Here is a 24,571-nt window from a genome sequence, read left to right as displayed (position 1 = left end):
CCTGATCGCTGCTGATCCTGCAGTGTCCACAAGGCCTAAGGGCTGGGAAACAACTGCCAGCGCTGACGCCTCAACACCCCCGTGGCCTGGACACGCCAGCCCTGCAGCAGGGGTGCAGGGCACTCAGGCAACTGCAGCTCGGTTCGCCCGTCGACCCGACGAGCATCGATCCGATCCAGCTCCAACAGACCGGAACACCCCGAGGGAAAACGGCGCACATCGGCAAGCAAGCGCCCGCTGATCGCCACGGCCGCCGGTGGCGTCTGAATCAGGCGAGATGGATCGGATCGGCTCGGCGTTGGCGCCCCCCACAACACCCCTCGAAGCACAAGGAGCGCCAGGAGACAGAGGGCAATGGCATCAGCAGAACGACGTCGACGCAGAAACCATCAGGCCGCTGTCTCGAGAGTTCCCCCTTTCAAGAGCGGGAAACCAAGGGCCTCCCGTTCCGCAAGCCAGGCCTCGGCCACCTTGCGAGCCAGGTTGCGGATCCGACCGATGGTGGCGGTGCGCTCCGTCACGGAAATCACGCCACGGGCCTCCAGCAGGTTGAAGGTGTGGCTGCACTTCAGAACGAAATCCAAGGCCGGTGCCGGCAGCTGCTTCTCGATCAGATCTGCCGCTTCCGCTTCATAGATGGCGAACAACTGCTTGAGCCGCTCGGGATTGGAGGCCTCAAAGTTGAAGTGGCACTGCCCCTTTTCAAACGGCAGCCAGATCTCGCCATAACTGCGCTCGCTGTTCCAGCTGAGGTCCCAGATGCTTTCCACGTCTTGGAGATACATCGCCAGCCGCTCGAGCCCGTAGGTGATCTCAATCGAAACGGGCTTGCAATCGATGCCGCCGCATTGCTGGAAATAGGTGAACTGGGTCACCTCCATGCCGTCGAGCCACACTTCCCAGCCCACACCCCAGGCGCCGAGGGTTGGGGACTCCCAGTTGTCTTCGACGAAACGGATGTCGTGGTCAGCGGCCTTGATGCCCAACGCCTCCAATGACGCCAGATAGGTCTCCTGGATGCCATCTGGGGATGGCTTGATCAGCACCTGGTACTGGAAATAGTGCTGGGCCCGGTTGGGGTTGTCGCCATAACGGCCATCGGTGGGGCGACGGCAGGGTTCGGGATAGGCCACGGCCCAGGGCTCCGGGCCAATGGCCCGGAGCACCGTGTGGGGGCTCATGGTGCCGGCACCCTTTTCGGTGTCGTAGGGCTGCAGCAACAGACATCCCTGGTCTGCCCAGAACCGGTTGAGCGTGCTGATGATGTCCTGAAAATGCACTGGGCCGGGGCGTCCTGGGTTCCGATTCTGCCCAGTGGCCGGTCAGCCCTCCAAAGCCAGGCAACGGTGCAGGTGCGCGATGGCGTGATGGCGATGCGGATTGTTGCCGCTGGGACCAATCATTCCGAGCCAGAAACTGCCATCCCCCTGAAAGACCAGGACGGGCTTTGCACCGCCCTTGCCATGGCAATCCAGCAAGGACATGCACAGCTTTTCAGCGACCTCAGGGCCCTTGGGGCGCTGGCGCAGGCGACGCAACAGTGGATCCACCTGCGAGAAGGAGACGAAACAGGCGCGGTCGGAGTCGGTGATCAGGATCAGGCCATCCAGCCACTGCACTTCTTGAAGCAGCTCTTCAATGCGGGGCAGGAGCTTCGGCAGCGGAAACGCCAAACCGGATCGTCCCCTTAACGTTCTCTTCGGCTTTCCTACGTCAGCAGCGGGGTGTGTCGCAAGCGACGCAGTCGAAGATTCATGCCCTAAGGATCAAAACGCCCATCTGTCCTGCCACGAGCGAGCGGTGGTTCGCTTCGGCAAATCCAGCCTGCCGTGCCAGCCGCTCCTGTTCCGGGCCGGCAGGAAAGCGCTCCAGGCTTTTCTCCAGGTAGGCGTACTCCTCCCGTAAGCCCACAGAGGCTGCAGCGGGCACCACCAGGCGACGCAGATAAAAACGCTGAAAGGCAGCCGCAGCGCCGCTTTGGGGCAGACGGTTGAAATCCAGAACCCCAGCACGGCCGCCGGGCTTCAACAGCCGGCGCAGTTCTTTCAGCCCCTGCAGGGGGTCAGCAAGATTGCGCAATCCGTAGGCCATCACCGCACCATCCACGCAGGCACTGGGCAGTCCGGTGTCGAGGGCATCCCCTTGCTGGAAGGTCACCGGTAACCAGGGCTGCTGCTGCTGGCGCTGGCGGGCGCGCTCAAGCGGAGCAGCGGCAACATCGAGACCAGTAACAGCACCAGCGGGGCGAACACATCGCCCCAGTTCCAAGGCCAGGTCCCCCGTTCCGCAGCACAGATCCAGCCAATGCTCGCCAGCCACCGGCTTGAGGGCGCGCACCAACTGACGTTTCCACTGGCGATGCAACCCGAAACTGAGCACATCGTTGAGGCGGTCGTAGCGGGGAGCGACAGCGTCAAACAGCTGTTCCACCGCCGCGGAATCACCAGGCTTCATGGACGGATCGTCAGGCCACGGGAAAGCAGATCTTGCTTGATCTGTTCCACGGTGAGAACACCGTCGTGCAGCAACGAGGCCAGCAAGGCTGCGGAAGCATGGCCTCCCTCGGGGCCCACGTCCAACGCCTCAGCGATGTGATCCAGGCAACCCGCACCACCGGAGGCGATTACCGGGATGGGGACCGCATCGGCCACAGCCCGGTTCAGGGCGAGGTCATAACCAGCCTGGGTGCCATCACCATCCATGGAGGTGAGCAGGATCTCTCCAGCCCCGAGGCCTGCCACCCGCTGGGCCCACTCCACAACATCGAGGCCCGTGTTCTCGCGGCCTCCCTTCACATACACATCCCAGCCGCCGGCATCGCGACGACGGGCATCAATGGCCACGACGATGCACTGGCAGCCGAACTGATCGGCCCCCTCTCGCACCAGCTCAGGCCGCCGCACCGCCGAGGAGTTGAGACTCACCTTGTCGGCACCGGCCCGCAACAACTCGGTAATCCCTTCAACGCTGCTGATGCCACCGCCAACCGTGAAAGGAATCGTGACCGATTCAGCTGTGCGACGCACCATGTCGATCAGGGTGCCGCGCCCCTCATGGCTGGCTGCGATATCGAGAAACACGAGTTCATCCGCCCCTGCGCGGCTGTAACGGCAAGCCAGCTCCACTGGATCGCCGGCATCGCGCAGGCCAACGAAATTGACACCTTTCACCACCCGTCCCCGGGCGACATCCAGGCAAGGAATCAGACGCAGAGCAACCATCGATTTGGCGCAAAAGCGACTGTTAGGGTTGCGCCACTCTCCAAGCCTCGCAGGCCATGTCCCAGGCTGACGCCATTTCGATCGGCTCCAAGGTTCGCGTGACCCGAGTGCGTGATCGCATTCCCCAGGCCATGGTTGACCTTCTGAAGAAGGACGCCAACGGCACGGTGAAGGATTTCCGCACCGTCGACGGCAAAGGAATCGGTGTGGTTGTTGAGCTCAGCGATGGCTCCACCAGCTGGTTCTTCGAAGACGAAATCGCCGCCGCCTGAGGACTGTCTCTGTGAGCGACGCGCGTCAGCTGCTTGGAATGAAAGGTGCCTCAGGCACCACCAACATCTGGAAGCTGCGGCTGCAGCTGATGAAACCGGTCACCTGGATCCCCTTGATCTGGGGGGTGGTTTGTGGTGCTGCAGCCAGCGGCAACTACGAGTGGCGTGTGGATCACGTGCTCGCCGCCTTCGCCTGCATGTTGATGAGCGGCCCCCTGCTGGCGGGCTTCACCCAGACCATCAACGACTACTACGACCGCGAGATCGACGCGATTAACGAGCCGTATCGGCCAATCCCGTCGGGAGCGATTCCACTGGGCCAGGTGAAGCTGCAGATCTGGGTGCTGCTGCTTGCCGGTTTGGGCGTGTCCTACGGACTCGACCGCTGGGCCGGCCACACCACCCCTGTGGTGTTTCTGCTGGCATTGGGTGGCTCGTTTGTGAGCTACATCTATTCAGCACCTCCGCTGAAGCTGAAGCAGAACGGTTGGCTGGGGAACTACGCCCTCGGCGCCAGCTACATCGCCCTGCCCTGGTGGGCCGGCCAGGCCCTGTTTGGGCAGCTGACCTGGGGCACTGCACTGCTCACCCTGGCCTACAGCCTTGCGGGCCTTGGCATCGCTGTTGTCAACGACTTTAAGAGCGTTGAGGGCGACCGTGAACTCGGGCTTCAATCGTTGCCGGTGGTGTTCGGCATCAAACGCGCCAGTTGGATCAGCGCCGCGATGATCGATGTTTTTCAGCTGGCGATGGTTGCCGTCTTGATCGGGATCGGCCAGCATTTCGCAGCGGTTCTGCTGGTTCTTTTGATCGTTCCCCAGATCACCTTCCAGGACATCTGGCTGCTGAGAGACCCCGTGGCCTTTGACGTGAAATACCAGGCCAGTGCCCAGCCCTTCCTTGTGCTCGGCATGTTGGTGACCGCTCTGGCCGTGGGCCATAGCCCCTTGACCCAGGTGATGTGAACCGTTCCCGCCTGCACTGGGCACTGATTGCTGGCACAGCAGCTGCAGTGGGCGTGGGCGCTGCTTTAAGCATGCGCGCCCTGACGGAACTGGTGGATGCAACGCTGCCGGATGCCCGGGGGATTGCCAGTTTCAATCGGCCGGGAACGATCACCCTGCTCTCCACCAACGGCAAGGTGATCCAGAAGTTGGGGCCAGCCACGCGGGAGAAGGTGAAACCCGGTGCGATGCCGCCAACGGTGGCAGAGGCTTTCATCGCCGCCGAAGACCGTCGCTTCTATCAGCACGACGGTGTGGATGGCTGGGGCATCGCCAGGGCCATCGTCACCAATGTTCGCCAAGGGGCGGTTCGGGAAGGGGCAAGCACCATCACCCAGCAGCTGGCTCGAACCGTCTTTTTGAGCCAAGACCGCACCATCACCCGAAAACTCAAGGAAGCGGCTCTGGCCATGAAGCTGGAGCGCCAGCTGAGCAAGCAGCAGATCCTCGAGCAGTACCTCAATTACGTCTACCTGGGCTCCGGCGCCTATGGCGTTGCCGATGCGGCCTGGATCTACTACTCCAAAACCCCGGAGCAGCTCACGGTTCCTGAAGCAGCCATGATCGCTGGGCTGCCGCCAGCTCCATCGATTTATTCACCCCTGGTGAACCCAGACCTGGCCAAGGAGCGGCGTTCGATCGTTCTGGATCGCATGGTCCAGGCCGGATTCATCTCCGCCAGCGAGGCAGAGCGCGGTCGCAACAGCCCCCTCGGCCTGAAGCCCGCAACACCCAAATACTTCAACAGTTCAGCGCCTTACTTCACCACCTGGATTGCCCAGGAGCTGCCCAAATTCTTGACCCCAGAACAACTGGAGGTGGGCGGGGTCAAGGTGCGCACCAGCCTCAATCTCGACTGGCAGAAGAAGGCTCAGCAGGTGATTCGAGCCAATGCCCCCTTCGACACGGAAGGCGCGATGGTTTCGATCGATCCCGGCAACGGACTGGTGCGGGTGATGGTGGGCGGCAAGGATTTCTCCAAGAGCCAGTTCAACCGCACCATCCTGGCGCTGCGCTCTCCGGGCTCCACCTTCAAGCTGTTTCCCTACGCCGCGGCCATTGATCGGGGCATGAAGCCCGAAACCAAAGTGTTTGATGCCAAGCGGTGCTGGAACGGCTACTGCCCCAAAAACTTTGGCAACAAGTACTACGGCAACATCTCCCTGGCCGATGCCCTGAAGAACTCACTCAACACAGTGGCGGTTCAACTGCAGGACATCGTTGGATTTGATGCCGTCATTGACGTTGCCAACAACTTCAACATCGGCACCGATCGGCCTCTCGGCAAGTACTACCCCATGGCCATCGGGGCCTACGAGCAAACCATCCTCGACATGACCGCCGCCTACGCCGGCATGGCCAACCGCGGCGTGTTCTTCTCACCCAGCCCCTTTGAGGAAATCCGTGGACCGAAGAATGAACTGCTATGGAGCCGGCGCCTGAGCGACAACCGAGGCAAGCGAGCGATTGATAGTGATGTGGCGGACACCATGAACTGGATGCTGCAGCGGGTGGTGACCGGCGGCACCGGCATCGCCGCCAAACTGGATGATCGACAGGTGGCGGGCAAAACGGGAACGTCAGAGAACACCCGTGATCTCTGGTTCATCGGCTCGATTCCTCAGCTCACCACAGGCGTCTGGTTCGGATACGACGACGACCGCGCCACCAAGAGCACAAGCGGCGAGGCAGCATGGGCTTGGAAACAGTTCATGCTCCAGATCAAGGACGAGATCCCCGTCCGAAACTTCCCCGACAAACCCAAGCTGAAACGCGAAGTGCGCTTGGCTGTTGACCCGAAAACGATCGCCAAGCCACCGAAGACCAAACCAGGGCAGGAGAAGGGGAATGGCAGCGGCGATCCTGATGGAGCTCAACCGACTGAGCTGCCCGCGCTAACACCCTTGACGCCTCCACCTCGCCGGACCCCCTATCTCTGGAGAAACAGCACACCAGGCAGAAGCGTCGATCGCCAAGGACGTCGCTGGACGCGGGATTAATCCAAGGCCCTAAGCCCTCTGCAGCACAGCCGAGTAGAAGCCATCTCCCCCGCTGGCTTGATCCGGCCAGAGCTGGCTCTCCTGCGCCAGGCGAAGGGCTGGATGGCGCTTCAACAACGCCTGGATCTGTTTCTGATTTTCATCGGGATGAATGGTGCAGGTGGCGTACACCAACACCCCTTGGGGAGACAACAACGGCAAAAGCCCGTCCAGGAGAGCCTGTTGTTGGGGCAAAAGGCCATGAATGGATTGTGGCGTCACCCGCCAGCGGGCATCGGGGTGACGGGCCAGGGTTCCCAGCCCTGAGCAGGGGGCATCGATCAGGATCCGCTGAAAGGATTCACGCCATTGGGGGCGCTGCTCCAAAAGATTGGCGGCATCCGCAGCCAGGGCATTGATGGAGGCAAGGCCGAGCCGGGCGGCATTGGCCGCAACGCGCTTCAGCCGTCCGGCTGAACGGTCCACAGCCCAGATCTCCGCCTGATCTCCCACCAACTCCGCCAAATGGGTGGCTTTGCCCCCAGGAGCCGCGCAGGCATCCAGGATGCGATCTCCCGGCTGGGGATCGAGCAGAGGTGCAATCCATTGCGCGGAACAATCCTGCACACACCAATGGCCCTCGGCATAACCAGGCCAGTGGCGTAGATCGCCGCTGTGGCTTGAGATGCGCAAGCCATCAGGACAACCAACGATGGGCTCACTGCTGATGCAAGCTGCAGCCAGATCCTGCTGCACCTGCGAAGGGCTCGATCGCAACCGGTTCACCCGCAAATCCAGATCCGGTACGCGGTTGCAGGCGCTTGCCACCGCCGCGGCCCCCTCCGCCCCGCGCCACTCGATCAACAACTGGGTGAACCAATCCGGCAGGGAATGGGTCTGGGCCAGCTGAGCCGCCAGATCATTGGGCCGTTGCAGGGTTTCGCCGGCCTCCCGCGCCCGCAGCGCCGCCCGCAGAACCCCATTCACCACAGGGGCCAGTCGGGCCAATCCCTTGCTGGCTTTGGCCAACTCCACGGCAGTGTTCACCGCTGCTGAATCTGGAATCCGCTCCATCAACAGCAGTTGATAGAGACCCACATGCAACAGCCAGCGCAGCTTGGGCGGCTGCTTGGCGGCCGGCACCTTGCCCAACCGATCCAACCAGGCATCGAGAGTGCGCCGTTGGCGGATTGCGCCATAGGCCAGCTCGGTCACCAATCCCCGATCCGAAGGCTTGAGGTCCCGCTCCCGCAGCACCCGCTCCAGCGCCACATCGGCATAGGCCCCAGCCGCAACCGCCTGCAACACATCCCAGGCGAGACGGCGCGGCAGCAGTCCAATCGGAGCCGAATCAGACAAGAGCGACACGCATCAGTCCCCAGCATGGGCGTCCGGGTGCCAGAGGAACTGACGCAGCGGCAAGCGTCCTTCCTCATCCACCGGAATGCCCTCAGCCAGCAGAAGATCCCGCTGGATCCAGTCACTGCCCTCACGGCTGAGGCTCATCGAAATCCGACCCTGAGCGTTCACCACGCGGTGCCAGGGAACGCTGGACGGGAGTTTGAGCCGCCGCAAGGCCCAACCCACCTGACGCGCACAACCAAAGGCACCGATCAAATCGGCAATCTGGCCGTAGGTCGCCAAGCGACCGTGGGGGATGCGGGCCACCCGGCTCCAGACACGCTGATCAAACGTGCCGCCGGAGACGTACGGTTCAACGGAGGGATCCTTGGGCGGGATCTGGATGGCGAGGAAGCACTGACTTCTTGATTGTCGTTCCAGACCCCAAAGCATGGAAGGCCCCCACCTGTTGCTCTCTCCCGACTGACCGCCCATGCCCCTGCTGCCGCGACGGTTTGAGCGGCTGAAATCCGTGCTCAACCACCGCATGGCGGATCTCACGGTGCTGCTCGAACACGTGGAGAAACCGCACAACCTCTCCGCCATCCTGCGCAGCTGTGATGCCGTTGGCGCGCTGGAGGCCCACGCGGTGAGTTTTGACGGGCGACCACGCACGTTCAACAGCACGGCCCAAGGCAGCCAGAAATGGGTGCCTCTGCACGACCATCCCGACACCGCAACCGCCATCCGCCATCTGAAAGCGAAAGGGTTCCGGCTCTACGGAACCCATCTCGGTGTGGATGCCAAGGACTACCGGGAGTGCGACTTCACCGGGCCCACCGCCTTCGTGCTCGGGGCCGAGAAATGGGGGCTGACCGATCAGGCCCGGGACCTGATGGATGAAGCGCTGTTCATCCCGATGCGCGGCATGGTTCAGTCCCTGAACGTGTCAGTGGCCACCGCAACCCTGCTGTTTGAAGCGCTGCGCCAACGCCAGGTGGCCGGAATGGCTCCAACCCAGGGCGAAGGCCTGAAGCCAGAGCAATACCAGCAGTTGCTGTTTGAGTGGTCCTACCCCGAGGTGGCCCGCTGGTGCCGGGAACAGGAACGGCCTTACCCCGCCTTGAGTGAGGAGGGGGAGCTGATGGAGGAGTTGCCGCGAACTGTGAAGCTACGCTGCTGATCCAAGGGAAGACTTGTATCTCCGTGAACCCTGGGCCATAACCAAAGCAGCAGATTGTCAGCAATGGACAACAAACAGCTGCACCAGTACGCGGTCACTTACCACTGCGGCAACGAATGGGGCGAAGAAATGCTCCAGTCCGACGATCTCAGCCATGCCGTGGAAGCGGCCCACGCCATCTTCCCCAGCTCCTGCCGGATTTCAATCCGTGAGGTGAAGGCACCGAAACCAGCCTGAGATCAGCGCGGTCGCCGCGGCACTCCAGGCAACTGAACCGCGGCGATCAACACCGCGGTTTCCAGCAGCAGATTGCGGCTGACTAGCACCACCACCAACATCAAGGTGGTGGCGAGGATCCGCTCGAGCAAGGCGATCACGTCATCGGTGCTGTCGCAGCTCTTTTTCCAGAGCAGCGCGGCCATGCTCAGCAACAGCAAGCTGATCCACCAGGCCATCACACCCGTGCCGATGGGGTCAGTCTGACGCGGGCCGGGCTTCTGCGCCGCTCACCCAGGCCTCAATGCCTTCCCCAAGGAAGGACAGCCCCAGCACCAGCACAAACATCGCCAAGCCCGGGAACAGCGCGGTCCACCACACCCCTGTGGGCACTGCGGCAAGGGCCAAGTTGAGATCACCACCCCATTCAGGCACGGTCTCCGGCAGACCCAGGCCGAGAAATCCCAATCCGCCCAGCACCAGCACTGCATCGGCGGCATTGAGGGTGAGCAGCACCGGCACGGAGGTGATCACGTTGCGGAACAGGTAGCGCCGCAGGATCCAGAGAGGCCCCGCCCCGAGGCTCTGGGCGGCCTCCACAAACAGCTCGCTCTTCACCTGGGCGGTTTGATTACGCACCACGCGGAAATACTGCGGCACATACACCACACAAAGGGCGGCGGCGGCATTGGGAATGCCCTTGCCCAGCAGAAAGGCCAACACCACCGAAAGCAACAACACCGGCAGGGTGTAGAGCGTGTCCATCAGCAGCACCATCAGGCGATCGACAGCGCCGCCGAAATAACCACTCACCATGCCCAGGGGCACACCCACCAGCAGGGCCACACCCACCGCCAGCAACACCACCTGAAGCGCCACTCCACTGCCGGCCATGGTGCGCACACACACATCCCGGCCGAGCCGGTCGGTGCCGCACCAATGGGTCCAGCTGGGAGCGGAATAGATCGGGTTCTCCAGGCCGGCATTGGCGTCCGGAAGGACGCCAGCACTCACCAACAAGGGCGTGATCAAAGCCACCAGCAGATAGATCCCCACAATCACCAGGCCCCAGCGGGCCATGCGGGTGGAGAGGCTGCGGGTCACAGGCAGGTTGGCCTCAGGCAGATGCATTGTCTCCCGAACCGCGGAAGAATGAAGCCATGGCGTCCCGTTACCGCTGGCGACAACAGCTGCTGGGCAGCCTGCAAGGGCAGCTGCAGCTGGCCACCTATCTGGTGGTCTTCCTCGGCTTCACCGGGGCCTCATCGGTGGGGCTGTTGATCGGTCAGCGCCATCTGCTGGCCAACGACCAGCAGTTGGCTCGCCAAAGCATCGCGCTCTGCGACAAAGCCATCCGTGGCCTGCAAGACGACCCAGCACGGCTCGAACAGGAGTTGCTGTTCCACTCCAACGCCAACACCAGCCTCTGGATCGAAGACAACAGCGGAACGCTGCTGCGGCCCCGCATCCACCGATCCCTCTCGGACGCCGCCATCCAAACCGCCATGGCCACCAACCCCGGCCGTGAGCCGGGGTTGCAGCGCACGATCGACATCGGCAATGAACGGCTGCTGACGGAACTGGTGAAGCAGCTGCCTGATGGCTCCCATCTGTGGATGGCCCAACGGGCCAGCTCCAACCTTCAGGCCCTGAACAACTATCTGGTGTTGATGATCGTGGTGTGGGGCAGCTGCCTGGCCATCACCCTGCTGAGCGTGAGCTGGGTGGTGCGGCGGGTGGTGCAGCCATTGGATCAACTCAATGCCGCCAGTTCCCAACTCACCGCCGACACCCTGGCCACCGCCAAACTTCAGCTGGGCGAAGGCCCGATCGAGGTGATGCAGCTGAGCCGCACCTACAACGAACTGCTGGAACGGCTGGCCCAATCGTGGAGCCAGCAACGCCAGTTCGTGTGCGCCGTGAGCCACGAACTACGCACCCCCCTCACCATCGTTCAGGGCTATCTGCACCACACGATCAAACGGGGCGACAACCTCAGTCCCAACCAAGTGCAGGGGCTGCAGACCGCCGAGGAGGAAAGCATCCGCATGCGCCGGCTGTTGGATGATCTGCTGGATCTCTCCCGCGGCGACTCCGGCCGGTTGGCGATCACCAAGGAGCCGGTACGACTCGCCGACCAACTGGAACAGGTGGCGGATCTGGCCCGCAACACCTTGAACCGCCCGCTGCTGCTGGAGCTGCCTGAGGATCGAACGGCCCGTGATGTGGTGGCCCAGGCCGATCCGGCCCGCCTGCGCCAGGTGTTGCTGGATCTGATTGAAAACGCCGAAAAGTATTCCGCTGAGGACGCGACCATCCGCTTGGTGCTGCGTCAGCGCGACGGTGCCTCGTTGATCGACGTAATTGACCAAGGCATCGGCATTCCTGAGACCGAGCTGAACAAGGTGTTTGAACGTTTTCAGCGCGGCAGCAACGCTCCGGAAAAAACAGGTTCGGGCTTAGGACTTTCCGTTGTGAAGCTGCTGGTGGAGGGCATGGACGGCAGCATTGAAGTGCACAGCCGCCTAGGCGAGGGCAGCTGCTTCACCGTGGTGTTGCCGACATGATTCCGTTCCTGGTGTTCTGCTCACTGCTGATCCCGGTGAACCTCTGGGCTGCAATCACACCCCACATGCACAGCGATGTGTCGATGCGGATCCTGCATGGCGTCTGCACGGTGGTGTTGCTTCCGCTGCTGTGGACTCTTTGGACGCAACGCCGTCTGCTGCGGCCTCTGCCTGCACTGCTCTTAGCGATCTTTGCAACGGTGATGGTGGTGGTGAACAGCTGGATCACCGCCATGGGCATGGGCGTGGAATTCGGCTGGCTGGACCACCTCTTCCTGGCGCTATCTGAAGTGGCGTTGACGGTGTTTTTCCTGATGGCACCTGATCCTGAGCCCATGACCGAGCCCTAACCCACACCCTGGGAACGGACCCGACCGCCACGGCGGGTCCGTTGTTCGAGCTGCATCTGCAGCACCGGCAGCCCCGATGGCTGATGGAGTTGAAAACGGTCGAAGCCGTCCAAGACGACACGATTCTGATAGCGGCTGCCGTTCCGGACCCGCCGTGGAGATCAAAAGCAGGCCCGCAGCGCATCAACACATCGCCGCGCCAGATCGCAGACGGCGCCGGTCCCAGGCTGTACACCACAGGATCGGAGCCGTCTGTTGGGGTGATGGCGAGCCTGGGTTGCCGATCAGCAAAGGGACAGGGCCAACGCCCGGACGGATCTGGATCGATCTGCCAGCTGGAGGCTCGTTCGAGGTCCCCCTTCACCAATTGCAGCGTGCGCCGTTGCCATTGCTTGAGGTGCAGGCTTCAGCCAATGCGCCGCCTTGGCGGGTTTCGGCGAACAACAGCTGAAACACCACACCGCAGAGATCAGCTCCCCCCACCATCGTTGAGTTTGAGCACCGCCATAAAGGCCTCCTGAGGCACATCCACCTTGCCCATGGCCTTCATCCGTTTCTTGCCCTTGGCCTGCTTCTTCAGCAGTTTCTTCTTGCGTGAGATATCGCCGCCGTAGCACTTAGCGAGCACATCTTTACGGATGGCACTGATGCTGGTGGAAGCAATGATCCGGCTACCGATCGACGCCTGAATCGGAATCTTGAACTGCTGGCGAGGAATCAGCTCCTTGAGTTTTTCCACCAACGCTTTACCCACGTTGTAGGCCTTGTCTTGATGGACGATCGTGGTGAGGGCATCGGCCCGCTCGCCGTTGATCAGCACATCAAGCCGCACAAGTTGGTTCTTGCGGTAACCGATCAGGCTGTATTCCATCGAGGCATAGCCCTGGGTGCGCGTCTTCATCTGATCGAAGAAGTCGGTCACCACCTCCGCCAGCGGTAATTCGTAGATCAACGTCACCCGATCGGTGGTGATGTACTTCATATCGATGTAATCGCCCCGCCGTTCCTGGCAGAGGCCCATTAAGGCGCCGTTGTAATCGTTCGGCGCATAGATCTCCATGCGCACGTAGGGCTCTTCGATCGACTCGCGCTTCTGTGGATCCGGAAGCGTGGCGGGGTTGTCCACCATCACCTCTGAGCCATCGATCATGTTCACCTTGTAGATCACCGATGGCGCGGTGACGATCAGATCAAGGTCGTACTCGCGCTCGAGCCGCTCCTGCACGATCTCCATGTGCAGCAGGCCAAGGAAGCCGCAGCGGAAGCCGAAGCCCATGGCGCTGCTGGTTTCCGGCTCATACTTCAGCGCCGCATCCGAAAGCTGCAGCTTGTCGAGCGCATCGCGCAGATCCGGGTACTGGTCAGCTTCGGTGGGGAAGAGGCCGCAGAACACCATCGGCTTGGCCTCGGTGTAACCGGGCAAAGGCTCATCCGCCGGCGCATTCACCAGGGTGATCGTGTCGCCCACACGGGCATCAGCCACGGCCTTGATCGACGCGGCTAAGTAGCCCACCTCACCGGCGTGGAGCTCATCCACCTTCGTCTGATCCGGCGCCATGATCCCGATCTCATCGAGCTCATAGGTCTTCTTGCTGGCCATCAACAGCACTTTGTCTTTGCAGTTGATCCGGCCGCTCATCACCCGGAAGTAGACGATCACGCCCCGGTAAGGGTCGTAATAGGAATCGAAGATCAACGCCTTGGTGGGCTCCTCCACCGCATCCTTCGGGGGCGGAACCCGGTCCACCACGGCTTGCAGGATCTCGGGCACCCCCATGCCGGTCTTGGCCGAGCAGGGGATGGCGTTGCTGCAATCGAGGCCGATGATCGCCTCCACTTCCTCCTTGATCCGATCCGGATCCGCACCGGGCAGGTCGATCTTGTTGAGCACCGGGATAATCTCGAGATCGTTGTCCAGCGCCAGATACACATTGGCCAGGGTCTGGGCTTCCACGCCCTGGCTGGCATCCACCACCAATAGAGCCCCTTCACAGGCTTGAAGGCTGCGACTCACCTCGTAGGAGAAGTCCACGTGGCCCGGGGTGTCGATCAGGTTGAGGACGTACTCCTCGCCATCGGCCGCCGTGTAGTTCATCCGGGCAGCCTGGAGCTTGATCGTGATCCCTCGCTCCCGCTCCAGGTCCATGTTGTCCAGGAACTGATCCTGCATGTCCCGGTTGGCCACGGTGCCCGTGTCCTGCAGCAAGCGGTCGGCCAGGGTCGACTTGCCGTGGTCGATGTGGGCAATGATGCAGAAGTTACGGATCCGTGAGACGGGGGCGTCGGTCATGCAGCGGCGGAATCCCGTCTCGGGTCCAGAAAGCGTCGTTGCCACAATCCTAAGGAGCGGCACCAGTGGTCATGAGCAATCCCTGGACCCTGCTGCTGCTGGCGATCAGCGCTGAGGTGATCGGCACCTCCTGCCTGCGCTTGTCGGAGGGCATGACCCGACCGCTGCCCACACTGCTGGTGTTCAGCGCCTACGCCCTTGCAATGGCCCTGCTCTCCAAGGTGGTGCTGAGCATCCCCCTGGGGATTACGTATGCCCTCTGGAGCGGCATCGGCACTGTTGTGATCGTGCTGGTGGGCCGGTTTGCCTACAGCCAGATGCTGCAGCCAGCCCAGTTGATCGGCATCGGCCTAATCACAGCCGGAGTAGTGTTGGTGAACCTGGGGGAATGACGCTCAGGCGGTGAGCCCCAGCAAGGCATCGCTGCGTTCCCGCATCCGGTTCAACACCTGCTTATCCTGCTGCGGGTCTTCATGGATGCTGGGCAACAGCGCTTGCAGCCGTTGCTGCCAGGCGTTGCTGTCGAGCCGTTGCTTAAAGCAGCGCTGCAGCACCTCCAACATGATCGTCACCGCTGTGCTCGCTCCCGGGGAGGCCCCCAGCAGCGCCGCCAGGGAGCCATCACCCGAGGCCACCACCTCGGTTCCCAGCTGCAGCCGTCCGCCCTGCTTGCTGCGTTTGATGATCTGCACCCTCTGGCCCGCCACCGAGAGGGTCCAGTCGTCGGCGCGGGCGGTGGGCATGAACTGCTGCAGCGCCTCATGCCGCTCCGCCGGGCTCTGGCGCAGCTGATTGATCAGATACTGCACCAGTTCGAAATTGGTGGCCCCCACCTGCAGCATCGGCAGCAAATTGGTGGCCCGCACAGAAGCAGGGAGGTCCAACAGTGAACCCTGCTTGAGGAACTTGCTGCTGAAGCCTGCAAAGGGGCCGAACAACAGCGACCGCTTGCCATCGATCCAGCGGGTGTCGAGGTGGGGCACCGACATCGGTGGAGCTCCCACCGCCGCCTTGCCGTAGACCTTGGCCCGCTGGCGGTCGGCCAGCTGGGCATCACCGCAGACCAACCAGAGGCCGCTCACCGGGAAGCCCGCGAAATCAGCCGCCTCCGGAATGCCGGAGCGTTGCAGCAGCGGCAGGGCACCACCCCCGGCACCGAGGAAAACGAAAGGAGCCCGCACTTCTTTTTTGCCGGAGGGCCCCTTGAGCACCACGCGCCAGTCGGCCTCGGTCATGTCGCTGCGGCGCAGACGTTTGAGGTCGTGCACCTGGGTGCCGTACTCCACGCTGAGCGCTCCGCTCTGCTGCAACGGCATCAGATAGGCCCGGGTAAGAGTTCCGAAATCCACGTCGGTTCCCCGATCAATCCGGGTGGCCGCCACCGGCTGCTTGAGGTCACGGCCCGCCATCACCAGGGGCATCCATTCGGTGAGCTCGCTCTGCTCTTCGCTCCAGCGCATCCGCGCAAAGGCCGGCAGCTCCTTCAGCTGGCTGTAGCGCTGACGCAGAAAGGCGATGTTCTCCGGCGTCCACACGGCGCTTATGTGTGCCGCCTGGTGGAGAAAGCTGCTGGTGTCGAGATCGCCCCGCTCCCGCAACGACCCCCAGAACTCCAGGCTGCGTTCAAACGAAGCATTGATGGCCACCGCTTTGGCCGTCGCAACGGTGCCATCCGCCTGGATCGGGGTGTAATTCAGCTCGCAATTAGCGGCATGGCCGGTGCCGGCGTTGTTCACCGCAGCGCTGCTCTCCAGAGCAGGCGCTTCGAGCCGCTCCACCAGAAGAATTCGCAGCTGCGGGTCGAGTTCGTGCAGCAGCGCCGCCAGGGTGGCGCTCATGATTCCGGCGCCCACCAGCACGGCGTCGTAACGGGCCTCGGGGTTGAACGAACCGTCGTGCTGCACCGGAGCTGGAGGGTTAACCGCTCTCGTCACCCTATGGGGCCGCTCCGTAACCTTGGGGTCTTGATGTCTGGTTCATCCCGATGAGCACTGAAACCATGGCCCTCACGCTTGAGAACGTGGAGAAGGTGCTGGATGAGCTGCGCCCCTTCCTGATGGCCGACGGCGGCAACGTTGAAGTGGTGGAACTGGACGGCCCAATCGTGAAGGTGCGCCTGCAGGGAGCCTGCGGCAGTTGCCCCAGCAGCACGATGACCTTGAAGATGGGCATCGAACGCAAGATGCGCGAATCGATCCCCGAAGTGAGTGAAGTGGTGCAGGTGCTCTGAAGCGCCTCTTCGTCTACGGATCACTCAAAAGCAACGGCAGCGCCCATCACTTGCTGAAGGGCGCACAACGAGACCGCGACGGCATCGTTGACGGCTTCATCGAGATCCAGCACCGGGGCTACCCGATGCTGCAAAGAGGTAATGAGGCCATTCCAGGAGAGGTGTATTGGGTGCCCGAGCCTTGTTGGCCCGCCTTGGATGATTGGGAGGAGGTGCCTGAGGTGTATCAACGCAGCAGCGTGACCCTCAGGGATGGCCGCAGCGCGTGGCTCTATGAAGCAGCCCCAAGAATTAATTAATCGAAGAAAGTAAAATCCACAAAGCTAAATTTTTCGCACTGCACATTTACAGAAAACAAAAAAATGATGCCTTAGACCATTGGCATACCAAGTGAGGTGGGCCGATGCAGGCAGCACCCAAACCGATCAACGAAGCAGCCAGGCTGAGATCACTCAGTGAATATCGAATTCTGGGAACGAAGCCTGAACAAGCCTTTGACAACATCACCCGGATGGCCTCAGAGATCTGCCAATCTCCGATTGCCCTGATCTCCTTGGTGGACGAGAAACGTCAGTGGTTCAAATCGAAGGTAGGCCTTGAGGCCAGCGAAACCGAGCGGGATATCTCCTTCTGTGCCCATACGATCCTCGATTCGAAACCTCTGGTGGTGGAGGACGCGCTGTTTGATGAGAAATTCCGCGACAACCCCCTCGTTCAGGAAGAACCCCACATCCGGCTTTATGCGGGCTTCCCCCTGAAAACAGACATCAACCACCGCATTGGAACGCTTTGCGTGATTGATCGCATTCCCAAATCACTCACGAATTCGCAATACAAGGTGATGGAAGGCCTGGCGGAACAGGCCACCACACTTCTGGAACTCAGACGCCGATCCCTGGCCCTGATGGATGAGTTCTGTCAGATGCATCAAGCCCAAGGCTTAATCACCACCTGCAGCTACTGCAAATCGATTCGCGACAGCGAGGGGTTCTGGCAGCCGATCGAACGATTCCTGATGCAGCACAGCACGCTGAATTTCAGCCATGGCATCTGCCCAGACTGCATGAGCGAGCACTTTCCCGACGTGCAATTCAGTCGCGCGGAATCGTCGAACAACGAGAGTTGAGCTGATTGAGGTGGAAAGATTGGAATCCGTAACACCCTGAACCCTTGACATCGCCGGAAAATTAAAGGTAGTTCCAGTCATTCGTCATGCGAATTGCAGATTTTCTGTATCGCAAGCTCGGGCTGAATATCTTCAAGGCCGCACCACACCTAAGGACACAAACACCTGAGGTTCCAGCCCCCGCCGAGGATGAGCCCGAACTTCTGGAGCCACCAACCCCGATCAATGCATCAAGCACCGATGTGATTCACATCGGGCCACGGGGTGGCCGCTACAGGGTAGATGCCAATGGCCGCAAGGTCTACCTAAAAGCCAGTTGATGTCGTCCAAACCGACAGATTGGACGACAAGCTGAGTTGAAATACTGATCAATTTGGTTCGGTAGCAAACACAACCACCATCCATTCAGCCTGCACGACAAGGTTGAATCAGGTCGGGAGCTCAAGGTGAACGCTGGTCCTGCTTGCCCCATCCGCTTTGGCACCACCAACAATCAAAAGGAATCGCTCGCCGATCAATGCCTCACGGCAGCTGAGATCGAATGGCGTCGTTGGTCGGGTTGGCAGATGGAACGAACCGCTGAAAAACAGTTCAGAAAAAGGTGGTCCTGAGTCGTTGACGAAAGCTCTAAGTCCCTGAAAAGCAACGCAGCCTTGCCAACGTGGTGACACCGATCCTTTGGCTCACGCCATTGCCGTGACCATGCGCGACCTCTGCCCTGCCCTGCAGAACAAGACCTACTTCAACTACGGCGGCCAAGGACCTTTGCCCGCTCCATCTCTGGAGGCGATCAGAGCAAGCTGGGAACGCATCCAGGAGCTGGGGCCTTTCACAACGAATGTTTGGCCCTACATCGCCAAAGAGGTGAACAGCACCCGCCGCCTTCTGGCCCAGTGCTGCGGTGTTCCGCCCCACCGGCTTGCCCTCACTGAAAACGTCACCAGCGGCTGCGTACTGCCGCTCTGGGGGTTGCCCTTGACCGAAGGCGACCGGCTGCTGATCGGCGATTGCGAGCATCCCGGTGTTGTGAGTGCCTGCGTGGAACTGGCCCGGCGCCAGAACCTCGCCATCGATGTGCTGCCGGTGAAGCAACTGCGGGGTAATCAGACCCAATGCGATGCCGCCGTGGTCGAGGCGATTGACCAAACCCTCACCCCCCGAACCCGTCTGGTGGTGCTGAGCCATCTGCTCTGGAACACCGGCCAGGTGATGCCGATTACCGCCGTCGCCAAGCAACTCCATCAGCACCCCCAACAACCTTTTCTGTTGGTGGATGCAGCCCAAAGCTTCGGACAGATCCCCGTCGAAGACGCGGCTTCTGCAGCGGACATCTATGCCTTCACCGGGCACAAGTGGGCCTGTGGACCGGAAGGCCTTGGGGGCGTGGCGCTTTCAGAGCGTGTGGTGGCCGAGGCGTCTCCAACCGTGATCGGTTGGCGCAGCCTGCGTGATGAAAGCAAGGTGGATCTGAGCAGCACTGATCTGTTTCATCACGACAGCCGCCGCTTCGAGGTGGCCACCAGCTGCATTCCCCTGATGGCCGGCCTGCGCTGTTCACTGCAACTGCTGGAGAATGCGGGATCAGCCCAGCAACGCTGGGACCACATCCGAAGCCTCAGCGGCAAGTTCTGGCGGGCACTCCAGGGGCTGGAGGCCGTCAAGCCCCTGCTGGAAGTGCCGCCCGCCAGCGGACTGGTGAGCTTTCAGATCATTGGCGATGTGTCCCCTGCAGAGCATGTGAAGCAGCTCGGGGCCCAGGGGCTGTGGATTCGCGATCTGGCAGACCCCAGTTGCTTGAGGGCCTGCACCCACATCACCACCACAGACGTCGACATCAACGCTTTGGTGGCCGCAATCAGCACCCTTTGATCGGCTCAGATCAACCGCGTCAGAGCACCTTGCTTCAAGACAACCGCAAAAGCAGGGCGCGTTCCGCCTCCTCGCGATCATCGAAGTGCACCTTTTCGGTGCCAAGAATCTGGTAGTCCTCGTGCCCCTTGCCGGCCACCAGCACCAGATCGTTCGCCTCAGCTTCGGCAATGGCTGAGGCAATCGCCTTGGCTCGATCACCCTCCACAAGCAAATCGCTACCCGCCGGAATCCCCGCCACCACGTCATCCAGGATCTGCTGAGGATCCTCGGTTCGGGGGTTGTCGGAGGTGACCACCACGCGGTCAGCCAGGCGTGCCGCAATCGCCGCCATCTGCGGACGCTTCCCCCGATCCCGATCACCACCGCAACCGAACACGCAGATCAGCCGCCCGGTGCAGAACGGACGTGCTGCCGAAAGCGCGTTGTCCAGGCCATCGGGAGTGTGGGCGTAATCCACCAGCACCGGCGGCAAATTCGATGCATCCACCCCGTTCAGGATCACCCGCTCCATCCGGCCGGGCACTCCGCCGAAACGGCCGATGGCCTCCAGCAGCACCGGCAAGGGCAGCTGCTGCTGAAGCATCACCCCCACCGCCTGCAGCAGGTTCATCAGATTGAAGCGACCCAGCAAGGGCGAACGGAAACGACCCTCGCCCACAGGACTGATCAAGCGACCCTCCACCCCAGCAGCCGTCATCTGCAGGTCGCTCATGTACAACTCCGCCGATGGATCTTCAAGAGAGCTGCGCCAACAGGAGGCCCCGAGCCGTTCGGCCAGGCGCGCCCCCCAGGGGTCATCGCTGTTGACCACCGATCGCACGCCGTCGGCAAGCAACAAAGGATCTGAAAACAGCGACGCCTTGGCCTCAAAGTAGTCCTCCATCGAGGCGTGGTAGTCGAGGTGGTCCTGCGTGAGGTTGGTGAACACGGCGCCCGCGAAGCGGCAGCCCGCCACCCGCTGTTGCGCCAGGGCATGGGAACTCACCTCCATCGCCGCCAGGCCGCAACCGGCGGATGCGGCTTCGGCGAGTTGCCCCTGCAGAAGATCGGCAAAGGCCGTGGTGTGGGTGGCCGTGATGCTGTGGCCCGGCCAGCGGTTCACCAACGTGCCGAACAAGCCCACCGATTGGCCTGCTGAAGCGGCCAGATGCTCGATCAAATGGGTGGTGGTGGTTTTGCCATTGGTGCCGGTCACACCAATCAGGGCCATGCGCCTGCAGGGGTGATCCCAGTACGCCGCGGCGATCTCACCGATCCGACGCGCCACCGGCTCCTGGATCACCACCACGGGGTCATCAGCAGCTGGAGGTTGCGCAGCAGCGGCTTCAGCTCCAATCACGGCAGCGGCGGCCCCGGCCTCAAGGGCTTGAGCCCAGAAGCTGCCTCCATCCACCCGTTCGCCCGGGAGACCGAGAAACAAGGTTCCAGGGCCGACGCGACGGGAATCGGTGGTGATCGCCTCCAACCCAGGGTTCACCAGGCCCGGCGGCACTGCGATGCCTGCGTCACTCAACAGGGCATGCAACGCCTGCGTCATCCCATCTCCCCTGAGCTTGGGGGAGTTTTAAGCCGTTCAGAGCGCTGTGGACAGACAGCGTTGCAACCAATTCAACAGTCCCTCACCCGTGAGACGCGGGGAAACCCGCGGAAGCTCAGAGCCATCGAGCGCGAGCACAGGCACCTCGAGGTCGTAGCGCGCCTTCAGCTCCTGGGGGGTGCCTTGCGCATCGATATCAATCACCGCCAGCTCGATCGAGAGCCCCAAGAGATCGAGGTCGCGCAAGCGGGATTCCAAACCTTCACAGAGGCAGCAACCAGCGCGGCTGTAGAGGGTGAGCTGCTTCATCAATCGGGCACCGGGTCACAGCCGCAGGGCGTGAAGGGATGGCAGCGCAGAAGCCGTTTCACAGTGAGCCAACCCCCCTTCCACGGTCCATGCTTCTGGATGGCCTCCAGGCCATAGGCGCTGCAGGTGGGCGTGAAGCGGCAGCGGGGGCCGATTATCGGGGAGATGAAGCGCCGATAAAACCCAATCCCTGCCAGGAGGACAGCCGCCAGAGCCTGGTTCAATGCCTGTCGCAGCTTGGCCATCGGGCCGCCAGATACAGTGGCAGATTCGTGCATCGCGGCAGATGCCTGGAGCTGTTTCGGTTCCAGCATGCCCAACAACCGCACGATCTCAACACACACCTTCCCACCTATGTCTCGTTACCGCGGCCCTCGCCTGAGGATCACGCGGCGCTTGGGAGACCTCCCCGGTCTCACCCGGAAGGCCGCCAAACGGTCCTATCCCCCCGGTCAGCACGGCCAAGCCCGTCGCAAGCGCTCTGAATACGCGATCCGTCTCGAAGAGAAGCAGAAGCTTCGCTTCAACTACGGCGTCTCCGAGCGTCAGCTCGTGCGCTACGTGAAGAAAGCGCGCGCCCAGGAAGGTTCCACCGGAACCAACCTGCTCAAGCTGCTCGAGAACCGTCTCGACAATGTTTGTTTCCGCCTCGGCTTCGGTCCCACCGTGCCCGGCGCCCGTCAGCTGGTGAACCACGGCCACGTCACCGTGAACGGTCGTGTGACCGACATCGCCAGCTACCAGTGCAAGCCTGGCGATGTGATCGCCATCCGCGAGCGCAAGTGCAGCAAGAAGCTGGCTGAAGCCAACCTCGAGTTCCCCGGTCTGGCCAACGTGCCCAGCCACCTCGAGCTGGACAAGTCCAAGCTGAGCGCCAAGGTCACCGCCCGCTGCGAACGCGAGTGGGTTGCCCTGGAAATCAACGAACTGCTGGTGGTGGAGTACTACTCCCGCAAGGTCTGATCCAGATCCGCAGTTCACACCCCACGATGCGCAACCCTGGGTTCAGGGTTGCGTTTTTTTTTGGCTGATCCCCAGGCACTGCAGTCGCTCACCGGCCACGACTGGCTGGGATTGATCCACCCCGTGTTGATGATCCTGTTCGTCTACCCGGTGGTGGGCGCCACGATCCGGCTGGGAATCCTGGCGCGGGAAAAGCGGCTCAAGATCAACCCAATTGCCGACACGGTGCCGGTGGAGCATGCGCAGCATGGGGCCTGGGTGACCGGCGGAGTGCTGGTGGCGGTGTTGATCGGCCTGGGGCACAGCCTCTGGAGCAGCCATCCCCTGGGTCTGGTCGTTACGGGCTGCGCCGTGTTGTTCGGCTTCGGGCGCCTCCTGGCGACCCGGCTGGTCTGGCAGCGCTTTCTCTGGGCTGTCGCCAGTGCGGGCGGCTTGCTTCTGCTAGGGCTGCAACCGGCCGTGGAGCGGTTCAGCGATGTTCCCTGGACCCCCCTCTTCTGGCAATCGCACTTCTGGATGGGGATGTTGCTCAGCGCCCTGTTGCTGAGCTCAACGGCGCTGCAGCCCTTGATTGGTCATTCCGTGAGGGCCAGGCGCATCCACATCAGCAGCAATCTGCTGGTGGCTTTGCTGCTGGCCATGCAAGCAATCTCGGGAACGCGAAATCTGCTGCTGCATTAGGCCAAAGGCGAAAGCTGCTGACGCAACCAGGGAAGGCTCAGGCCGATCACGTTGGAGTAACAGCCATCCAAGCCATCGATGCAGAGGCCGCCGCGGCCCTCAAGGGCAAACCCACCAGCGCATTGCAGCGGTTCTCCACTGGCCACATAGGCCTCGATCTCGGCCTGGCTGAGCGCGGCAAAGCGCACCACCGTTTCCACGCAGGCCAACAGCTCAGATTGCCCGCGACGGATCAGGCAATGGCCCGTCAGCAGAGATCCGCAGCCGCCAGCCATCCGCTGCCAACGCTCGATTGCCTCCGCTGGCCCTGAGGGCTTGCCGAACACCTGCCCTTCAAAACTGAGCACCGAATCACAGCCCAGCACAGCCGTGATCTCGGCATCGCCCACCGGATCAAGCGTCTGGGCGACAGCTTTGGCCTTGGCCTGAGCCAGCAATTTCACCAGCTCTGCAGGCTCCGCATGCTGGATCTGGTCTTCATCCACACCGCTGACGCGCACCTGATGCGGGATTCCCGCTTGCTCCAGCAAACGGCGACGTGCTGGCGAGGCGGAAGCAAGCATGAGCACGGGAACACACCGCAGAACAACGCTCCGTAGGCTGCCAGGGACGGAAGGCTTCGCCATCGCTCACCCCACCGACCTGCTGGATCGACGCAGCCGTGACCGGGCTTGCCGGGCCATGGGATGCCTGCCCTTCTCTGAAGCCCTCTACCGGGATCTTCAGCAGCAAGGATTGGATGCTGGTGACCTCTGGAACGAACCCAGCCGCTACGGCCGCAAAACACGCTGGTTCCGCAACAGCGAAGCCCTCGAAGACGACCTGCGTTGGCTGATCAGCGTGGGCGTGCTGCGCCGGGAAGTGGATGGACAGGGGCTGACCAGCCGCTTCAGGCTCACCCCCCTGGGTCGCCAACTGCTCGATGACGACCCCGCACTGCTGCAGCGTTCGATTCCGGTGCTGGAGCGTCTGCGTCACAGCCTGCGTCGGCACTGGCCGCTGTGACCGGCACCACGCCGCGACCCCTGATGGTGCTGGGCACCTCCAGCGGTGCCGGCAAATCGCTGATGACGACAGCACTGTGCCGGGTGCTCCAACGCCGTGGGGAACAGGCACTGCCCTTCAAGGGCCAGAACATGAGCAATAACGCCTGGGTGGATGCCGATGGCGGCGAAATGGCCTACTCCCAGGCAATGCAGGCCTGGGCGGCGGGCCTTGAGCCCTGCTGCGCCATGAACCCCGTATTGCTGAAACCCCGGGGAGACAGCACCAGTGAGGTGATCCATGGGGGCCAGAGCGTGGGGATCGCCCGCGCCGAGCACTACTACCGCGACTGGTTCCGCCCCGGTTGGCAGGCGATCCGCACCGGCCTGATGCAGCTCCAGCAGCAATGGCCGCAAGGCCGGCTGGTGCTGGAGGGGGCGGGAAGC

The 24,571-nt window shown here is 62.1% G+C and carries 30 protein-coding genes and 1 pseudogene; 16 read left to right on the top strand and 15 right to left on the bottom strand.

Features of this window, described 5'->3' with window-relative positions; all coding sequences use genetic code 11:
* Positions 1–35 precede the first annotated feature (35 nt).
* From DXY35_RS08505 to hisF, 5 genes are all read right to left on the bottom strand, one after another.
* Positions 36–383 carry a DUF4131 domain-containing protein gene (locus DXY35_RS08505; RefSeq protein WP_256359528.1) on the bottom strand — a complete coding sequence of 116 codons (348 nt, stop codon included), beginning with the start codon at positions 381–383 and terminating at the stop codon, positions 36–38.
* Between the two features lie 6 nt (positions 384–389).
* Positions 390–1,280: a glycine--tRNA ligase subunit alpha gene (glyQ, locus tag DXY35_RS08500; RefSeq protein ID WP_115008732.1), complete on the bottom strand. Its 891-nt coding sequence runs from the start codon at positions 1,278–1,280 to the stop codon at positions 390–392.
* Between the two features lie 42 nt (positions 1,281–1,322).
* Entirely contained in the window at positions 1,323–1,673 is a 351-nt protein-coding gene (locus DXY35_RS08495) for a hypothetical protein (RefSeq protein ID WP_114988475.1), read from the bottom strand.
* Between the two features lie 79 nt (positions 1,674–1,752).
* A complete protein-coding gene (gene ubiE, locus DXY35_RS08490; RefSeq protein ID WP_115081952.1) occupies positions 1,753–2,454 on the bottom strand; it encodes a bifunctional demethylmenaquinone methyltransferase/2-methoxy-6-polyprenyl-1,4-benzoquinol methylase UbiE in 702 nt (233 codons plus the stop codon).
* The gene (gene hisF, locus DXY35_RS08485; protein ID WP_115081951.1) at positions 2,451–3,221 is read right to left on the bottom strand and encodes an imidazole glycerol phosphate synthase subunit HisF; all 771 of its coding nucleotides are present in this window, start codon (positions 3,219–3,221) and stop codon (positions 2,451–2,453) included. The genes ubiE and hisF overlap by 4 nt, the downstream gene beginning before the upstream one ends.
* Before the next feature lie 56 nt (positions 3,222–3,277).
* On the opposite strand from hisF, the gene DXY35_RS08480 reads away from it, so the two are divergent.
* Genes DXY35_RS08480 through DXY35_RS08470 form a run of 3 tightly spaced genes read left to right on the top strand, consistent with a single transcriptional unit; the run spans position 3,278 to position 6,497 of the window.
* Positions 3,278–3,493 (top strand): DUF2862 domain-containing protein, encoded by a 216-nt coding sequence (locus DXY35_RS08480; RefSeq protein WP_114988478.1) that lies wholly within the window; start codon positions 3,278–3,280, stop codon positions 3,491–3,493.
* An 11-nt stretch (positions 3,494–3,504) separates the two neighbouring features.
* The gene (gene chlG / locus DXY35_RS08475; protein WP_115081950.1) at positions 3,505–4,458 is read left to right on the top strand and encodes a chlorophyll synthase ChlG; all 954 of its coding nucleotides are present in this window, start codon (positions 3,505–3,507) and stop codon (positions 4,456–4,458) included.
* Entirely contained in the window at positions 4,455–6,497 is a 2,043-nt protein-coding gene (locus DXY35_RS08470) for a transglycosylase domain-containing protein (RefSeq protein ID WP_115081949.1), read from the top strand. The genes chlG and DXY35_RS08470 overlap by 4 nt, the downstream gene beginning before the upstream one ends.
* A 9-nt stretch (positions 6,498–6,506) precedes the next feature.
* Here the strand turns inward: DXY35_RS08470 and DXY35_RS08465 are convergent, their stop codons facing one another.
* Entirely contained in the window at positions 6,507–7,844 is a 1,338-nt protein-coding gene (locus DXY35_RS08465) for a 16S rRNA (cytosine(967)-C(5))-methyltransferase (protein WP_170950571.1), read from the bottom strand.
* A 3-nt stretch (positions 7,845–7,847) separates the two neighbouring features.
* Entirely contained in the window at positions 7,848–8,270 is a 423-nt protein-coding gene (locus DXY35_RS08460) for an MGMT family protein (RefSeq protein ID WP_244273041.1), read from the bottom strand.
* A 40-nt stretch (positions 8,271–8,310) separates the two neighbouring features.
* On the opposite strand from DXY35_RS08460, the gene trmH reads away from it, so the two are divergent.
* Positions 8,311–9,000 carry a tRNA (guanosine(18)-2'-O)-methyltransferase TrmH gene (gene trmH / locus DXY35_RS08455; protein ID WP_115081947.1) on the top strand — a complete coding sequence of 230 codons (690 nt, stop codon included), beginning with the start codon at positions 8,311–8,313 and terminating at the stop codon, positions 8,998–9,000.
* A gap of 63 nt (positions 9,001–9,063) precedes the next feature.
* Positions 9,064–9,237 carry a hypothetical protein gene (locus DXY35_RS12705; protein WP_170950570.1) on the top strand — a complete coding sequence of 58 codons (174 nt, stop codon included), beginning with the start codon at positions 9,064–9,066 and terminating at the stop codon, positions 9,235–9,237.
* Positions 9,238–9,239: 2 nt separating this feature from the next.
* Here DXY35_RS12705 and DXY35_RS08450 read toward each other — a convergent pair whose 3' ends face one another.
* Positions 9,240–9,455 (bottom strand): hypothetical protein, encoded by a 216-nt coding sequence (locus tag DXY35_RS08450; protein ID WP_114988483.1) that lies wholly within the window; start codon positions 9,453–9,455, stop codon positions 9,240–9,242.
* Positions 9,456–9,474: 19 nt separating this feature from the next.
* The gene (locus DXY35_RS08445) at positions 9,475–10,347 is read right to left on the bottom strand and encodes an ABC transporter permease (RefSeq protein ID WP_170950569.1); all 873 of its coding nucleotides are present in this window, start codon (positions 10,345–10,347) and stop codon (positions 9,475–9,477) included.
* Between the two features lie 29 nt (positions 10,348–10,376).
* Here DXY35_RS08445 and DXY35_RS08440 point away from each other — a divergent pair, with 29 nt between their 5' ends.
* Entirely contained in the window at positions 10,377–11,783 is a 1,407-nt protein-coding gene (locus tag DXY35_RS08440; RefSeq protein ID WP_137006737.1) for a sensor histidine kinase KdpD, read from the top strand.
* Positions 11,780–12,133 carry a hypothetical protein gene (locus tag DXY35_RS08435; RefSeq protein WP_115081945.1) on the top strand — a complete coding sequence of 118 codons (354 nt, stop codon included), beginning with the start codon at positions 11,780–11,782 and terminating at the stop codon, positions 12,131–12,133. The genes DXY35_RS08440 and DXY35_RS08435 overlap by 4 nt, the downstream gene beginning before the upstream one ends.
* A gap of 469 nt (positions 12,134–12,602) precedes the next feature.
* On the opposite strand, the gene lepA is transcribed toward DXY35_RS08435, so the two are convergent.
* Positions 12,603–14,423 (bottom strand): translation elongation factor 4, encoded by a 1,821-nt coding sequence (gene lepA, locus DXY35_RS08430; RefSeq protein WP_115081944.1) that lies wholly within the window; start codon positions 14,421–14,423, stop codon positions 12,603–12,605.
* A gap of 71 nt (positions 14,424–14,494) precedes the next feature.
* Between lepA and DXY35_RS08425 the strand changes: the two genes are divergently transcribed.
* Positions 14,495–14,815 carry a multidrug efflux SMR transporter gene (locus tag DXY35_RS08425; RefSeq protein WP_136987605.1) on the top strand — a complete coding sequence of 107 codons (321 nt, stop codon included), beginning with the start codon at positions 14,495–14,497 and terminating at the stop codon, positions 14,813–14,815.
* A 3-nt stretch (positions 14,816–14,818) separates the two neighbouring features.
* Here DXY35_RS08425 and DXY35_RS08420 read toward each other — a convergent pair whose 3' ends face one another.
* Positions 14,819–16,327: a malate:quinone oxidoreductase gene (locus tag DXY35_RS08420; protein ID WP_115081942.1), complete on the bottom strand. Its 1,509-nt coding sequence runs from the start codon at positions 16,325–16,327 to the stop codon at positions 14,819–14,821.
* 80 nt (positions 16,328–16,407) lie between these two features.
* Here DXY35_RS08420 and DXY35_RS08415 point away from each other — a divergent pair, with 80 nt between their 5' ends.
* The 4 genes from DXY35_RS08415 (at position 16,408) to DXY35_RS08400 (ending at position 19,648) form a co-directional block, all read left to right on the top strand.
* Positions 16,408–16,653 (top strand): NifU family protein, encoded by a 246-nt coding sequence (locus DXY35_RS08415; protein WP_011128549.1) that lies wholly within the window; start codon positions 16,408–16,410, stop codon positions 16,651–16,653.
* A complete protein-coding gene (locus DXY35_RS08410) occupies positions 16,650–16,952 on the top strand; it encodes a gamma-glutamylcyclotransferase (RefSeq protein ID WP_115081941.1) in 303 nt (100 codons plus the stop codon). The genes DXY35_RS08415 and DXY35_RS08410 overlap by 4 nt, the downstream gene beginning before the upstream one ends.
* A 104-nt stretch (positions 16,953–17,056) precedes the next feature.
* Positions 17,057–17,779, top strand: coding sequence for a GAF domain-containing protein (locus DXY35_RS08405; RefSeq protein WP_115081940.1), 723 nt, complete (start codon positions 17,057–17,059; stop codon positions 17,777–17,779).
* Between the two features lie 702 nt (positions 17,780–18,481).
* Positions 18,482–19,648 carry an aminotransferase class V-fold PLP-dependent enzyme gene (locus tag DXY35_RS08400; protein WP_115082451.1) on the top strand — a complete coding sequence of 389 codons (1,167 nt, stop codon included), beginning with the start codon at positions 18,482–18,484 and terminating at the stop codon, positions 19,646–19,648.
* Between the two features lie 34 nt (positions 19,649–19,682).
* On the opposite strand, the gene DXY35_RS08395 is transcribed toward DXY35_RS08400, so the two are convergent.
* Genes DXY35_RS08395 through yidD form a run of 3 tightly spaced genes read right to left on the bottom strand, consistent with a single transcriptional unit; the run spans position 19,683 to position 21,775 of the window.
* The gene (locus DXY35_RS08395) at positions 19,683–21,188 is read right to left on the bottom strand and encodes a UDP-N-acetylmuramoyl-L-alanyl-D-glutamate--2,6-diaminopimelate ligase (RefSeq protein WP_115081939.1); all 1,506 of its coding nucleotides are present in this window, start codon (positions 21,186–21,188) and stop codon (positions 19,683–19,685) included.
* A 36-nt stretch (positions 21,189–21,224) separates the two neighbouring features.
* Positions 21,225–21,497 (bottom strand): glutaredoxin family protein, encoded by a 273-nt coding sequence (locus tag DXY35_RS08390; protein ID WP_115081938.1) that lies wholly within the window; start codon positions 21,495–21,497, stop codon positions 21,225–21,227.
* Positions 21,497–21,775, bottom strand: coding sequence for a membrane protein insertion efficiency factor YidD (yidD, locus tag DXY35_RS08385; RefSeq protein WP_115082450.1), 279 nt, complete (start codon positions 21,773–21,775; stop codon positions 21,497–21,499). Before yidD ends, DXY35_RS08390 begins: the two co-directional genes overlap by 1 nt.
* Positions 21,776–21,851: 76 nt before the next feature.
* Between yidD and rpsD the strand changes: the two genes are divergently transcribed.
* The gene (gene rpsD, locus DXY35_RS08380; protein ID WP_011363781.1) at positions 21,852–22,460 is read left to right on the top strand and encodes a 30S ribosomal protein S4; all 609 of its coding nucleotides are present in this window, start codon (positions 21,852–21,854) and stop codon (positions 22,458–22,460) included.
* A 60-nt stretch (positions 22,461–22,520) separates the two neighbouring features.
* A complete protein-coding gene (locus DXY35_RS08375) occupies positions 22,521–23,141 on the top strand; it encodes a DUF4079 domain-containing protein (RefSeq protein WP_244273037.1) in 621 nt (206 codons plus the stop codon).
* Here DXY35_RS08375 and DXY35_RS08370 read toward each other — a convergent pair.
* Positions 23,138–23,704, bottom strand: coding sequence for a nucleoside triphosphate pyrophosphatase (locus tag DXY35_RS08370; protein ID WP_115081937.1), 567 nt, complete (start codon positions 23,702–23,704; stop codon positions 23,138–23,140). The genes DXY35_RS08375 and DXY35_RS08370 overlap by 4 nt on opposite strands.
* Between DXY35_RS08370 and DXY35_RS08365 the strand changes: the two genes are divergently transcribed.
* Both DXY35_RS08365 and DXY35_RS08360 read left to right on the top strand, forming a co-directional pair.
* Entirely contained in the window at positions 23,703–24,146 is a 444-nt protein-coding gene (locus DXY35_RS08365) for an Npun_F0494 family protein (protein WP_115081936.1), read from the top strand. The genes DXY35_RS08370 and DXY35_RS08365 overlap by 2 nt on opposite strands.
* A 23-nt stretch (positions 24,147–24,169) precedes the next feature.
* A pseudogene (locus tag DXY35_RS08360) lies at positions 24,170–24,571 on the top strand (cobyric acid synthase CobQ); the annotation flags it as partial.

Origin of the sequence: Synechococcus sp. N32 (genome assembly GCF_900473895.1) — a bacterium.
Classification (GTDB): domain Bacteria; phylum Cyanobacteriota; class Cyanobacteriia; order PCC-6307; family Cyanobiaceae; genus Parasynechococcus.
Note: the sequence above shows the minus strand (reverse complement) of the source record. Positions and strands in the feature narration are given on the sequence as shown.

What these genes read in the sequence shown, in the direction of transcription:
- hisF (WP_115081951.1), bottom strand. Translation starts at nt 3,221, where the DNA reads ATGGTTGCTCTGCGTCTGATTCCTTGCCTGGATGTCGCCCGGGGACGG.
- DXY35_RS08450 (WP_114988483.1), bottom strand. Translation starts at nt 9,455, where the DNA reads ATGGCCTGGTGGATCAGCTTGCTGTTGCTGAGCATGGCCGCGCTGCTC.
- DXY35_RS08445 (WP_170950569.1), bottom strand. Translation starts at nt 10,347, where the DNA reads ATGCATCTGCCTGAGGCCAACCTGCCTGTGACCCGCAGCCTCTCCACC.
- DXY35_RS08415 (WP_011128549.1), top strand. Translation starts at nt 16,408, where the DNA reads ATGAGCACTGAAACCATGGCCCTCACGCTTGAGAACGTGGAGAAGGTG.
- lepA (WP_115081944.1), bottom strand. Translation starts at nt 14,423, where the DNA reads ATGACCGACGCCCCCGTCTCACGGATCCGTAACTTCTGCATCATTGCC.
- ubiE (WP_115081952.1), bottom strand. Translation starts at nt 2,454, where the DNA reads ATGAAGCCTGGTGATTCCGCGGCGGTGGAACAGCTGTTTGACGCTGTC.
- DXY35_RS08435 (WP_115081945.1), top strand. Translation starts at nt 11,780, where the DNA reads ATGATTCCGTTCCTGGTGTTCTGCTCACTGCTGATCCCGGTGAACCTC.
- DXY35_RS08480 (WP_114988478.1), top strand. Translation starts at nt 3,278, where the DNA reads ATGTCCCAGGCTGACGCCATTTCGATCGGCTCCAAGGTTCGCGTGACC.
- DXY35_RS08440 (WP_137006737.1), top strand. Translation starts at nt 10,377, where the DNA reads ATGGCGTCCCGTTACCGCTGGCGACAACAGCTGCTGGGCAGCCTGCAA.
- DXY35_RS08400 (WP_115082451.1), top strand. Translation starts at nt 18,482, where the DNA reads ATGCGCGACCTCTGCCCTGCCCTGCAGAACAAGACCTACTTCAACTAC.
- DXY35_RS08460 (WP_244273041.1), bottom strand. Translation starts at nt 8,270, where the DNA reads ATGCTTTGGGGTCTGGAACGACAATCAAGAAGTCAGTGCTTCCTCGCC.
- DXY35_RS08395 (WP_115081939.1), bottom strand. Translation starts at nt 21,188, where the DNA reads ATGACGCAGGCGTTGCATGCCCTGTTGAGTGACGCAGGCATCGCAGTG.
- DXY35_RS08370 (WP_115081937.1), bottom strand. Translation starts at nt 23,704, where the DNA reads ATGCTTGCTTCCGCCTCGCCAGCACGTCGCCGTTTGCTGGAGCAAGCG.
- DXY35_RS08365 (WP_115081936.1), top strand. Translation starts at nt 23,703, where the DNA reads ATGAGCACGGGAACACACCGCAGAACAACGCTCCGTAGGCTGCCAGGG.
- rpsD (WP_011363781.1), top strand. Translation starts at nt 21,852, where the DNA reads ATGTCTCGTTACCGCGGCCCTCGCCTGAGGATCACGCGGCGCTTGGGA.
- DXY35_RS12705 (WP_170950570.1), top strand. Translation starts at nt 9,064, where the DNA reads ATGGACAACAAACAGCTGCACCAGTACGCGGTCACTTACCACTGCGGC.
- DXY35_RS08390 (WP_115081938.1), bottom strand. Translation starts at nt 21,497, where the DNA reads ATGAAGCAGCTCACCCTCTACAGCCGCGCTGGTTGCTGCCTCTGTGAA.
- DXY35_RS08425 (WP_136987605.1), top strand. Translation starts at nt 14,495, where the DNA reads ATGAGCAATCCCTGGACCCTGCTGCTGCTGGCGATCAGCGCTGAGGTG.
- trmH (WP_115081947.1), top strand. Translation starts at nt 8,311, where the DNA reads ATGCCCCTGCTGCCGCGACGGTTTGAGCGGCTGAAATCCGTGCTCAAC.
- yidD (WP_115082450.1), bottom strand. Translation starts at nt 21,775, where the DNA reads ATGCACGAATCTGCCACTGTATCTGGCGGCCCGATGGCCAAGCTGCGA.
- DXY35_RS08405 (WP_115081940.1), top strand. Translation starts at nt 17,057, where the DNA reads ATGCAGGCAGCACCCAAACCGATCAACGAAGCAGCCAGGCTGAGATCA.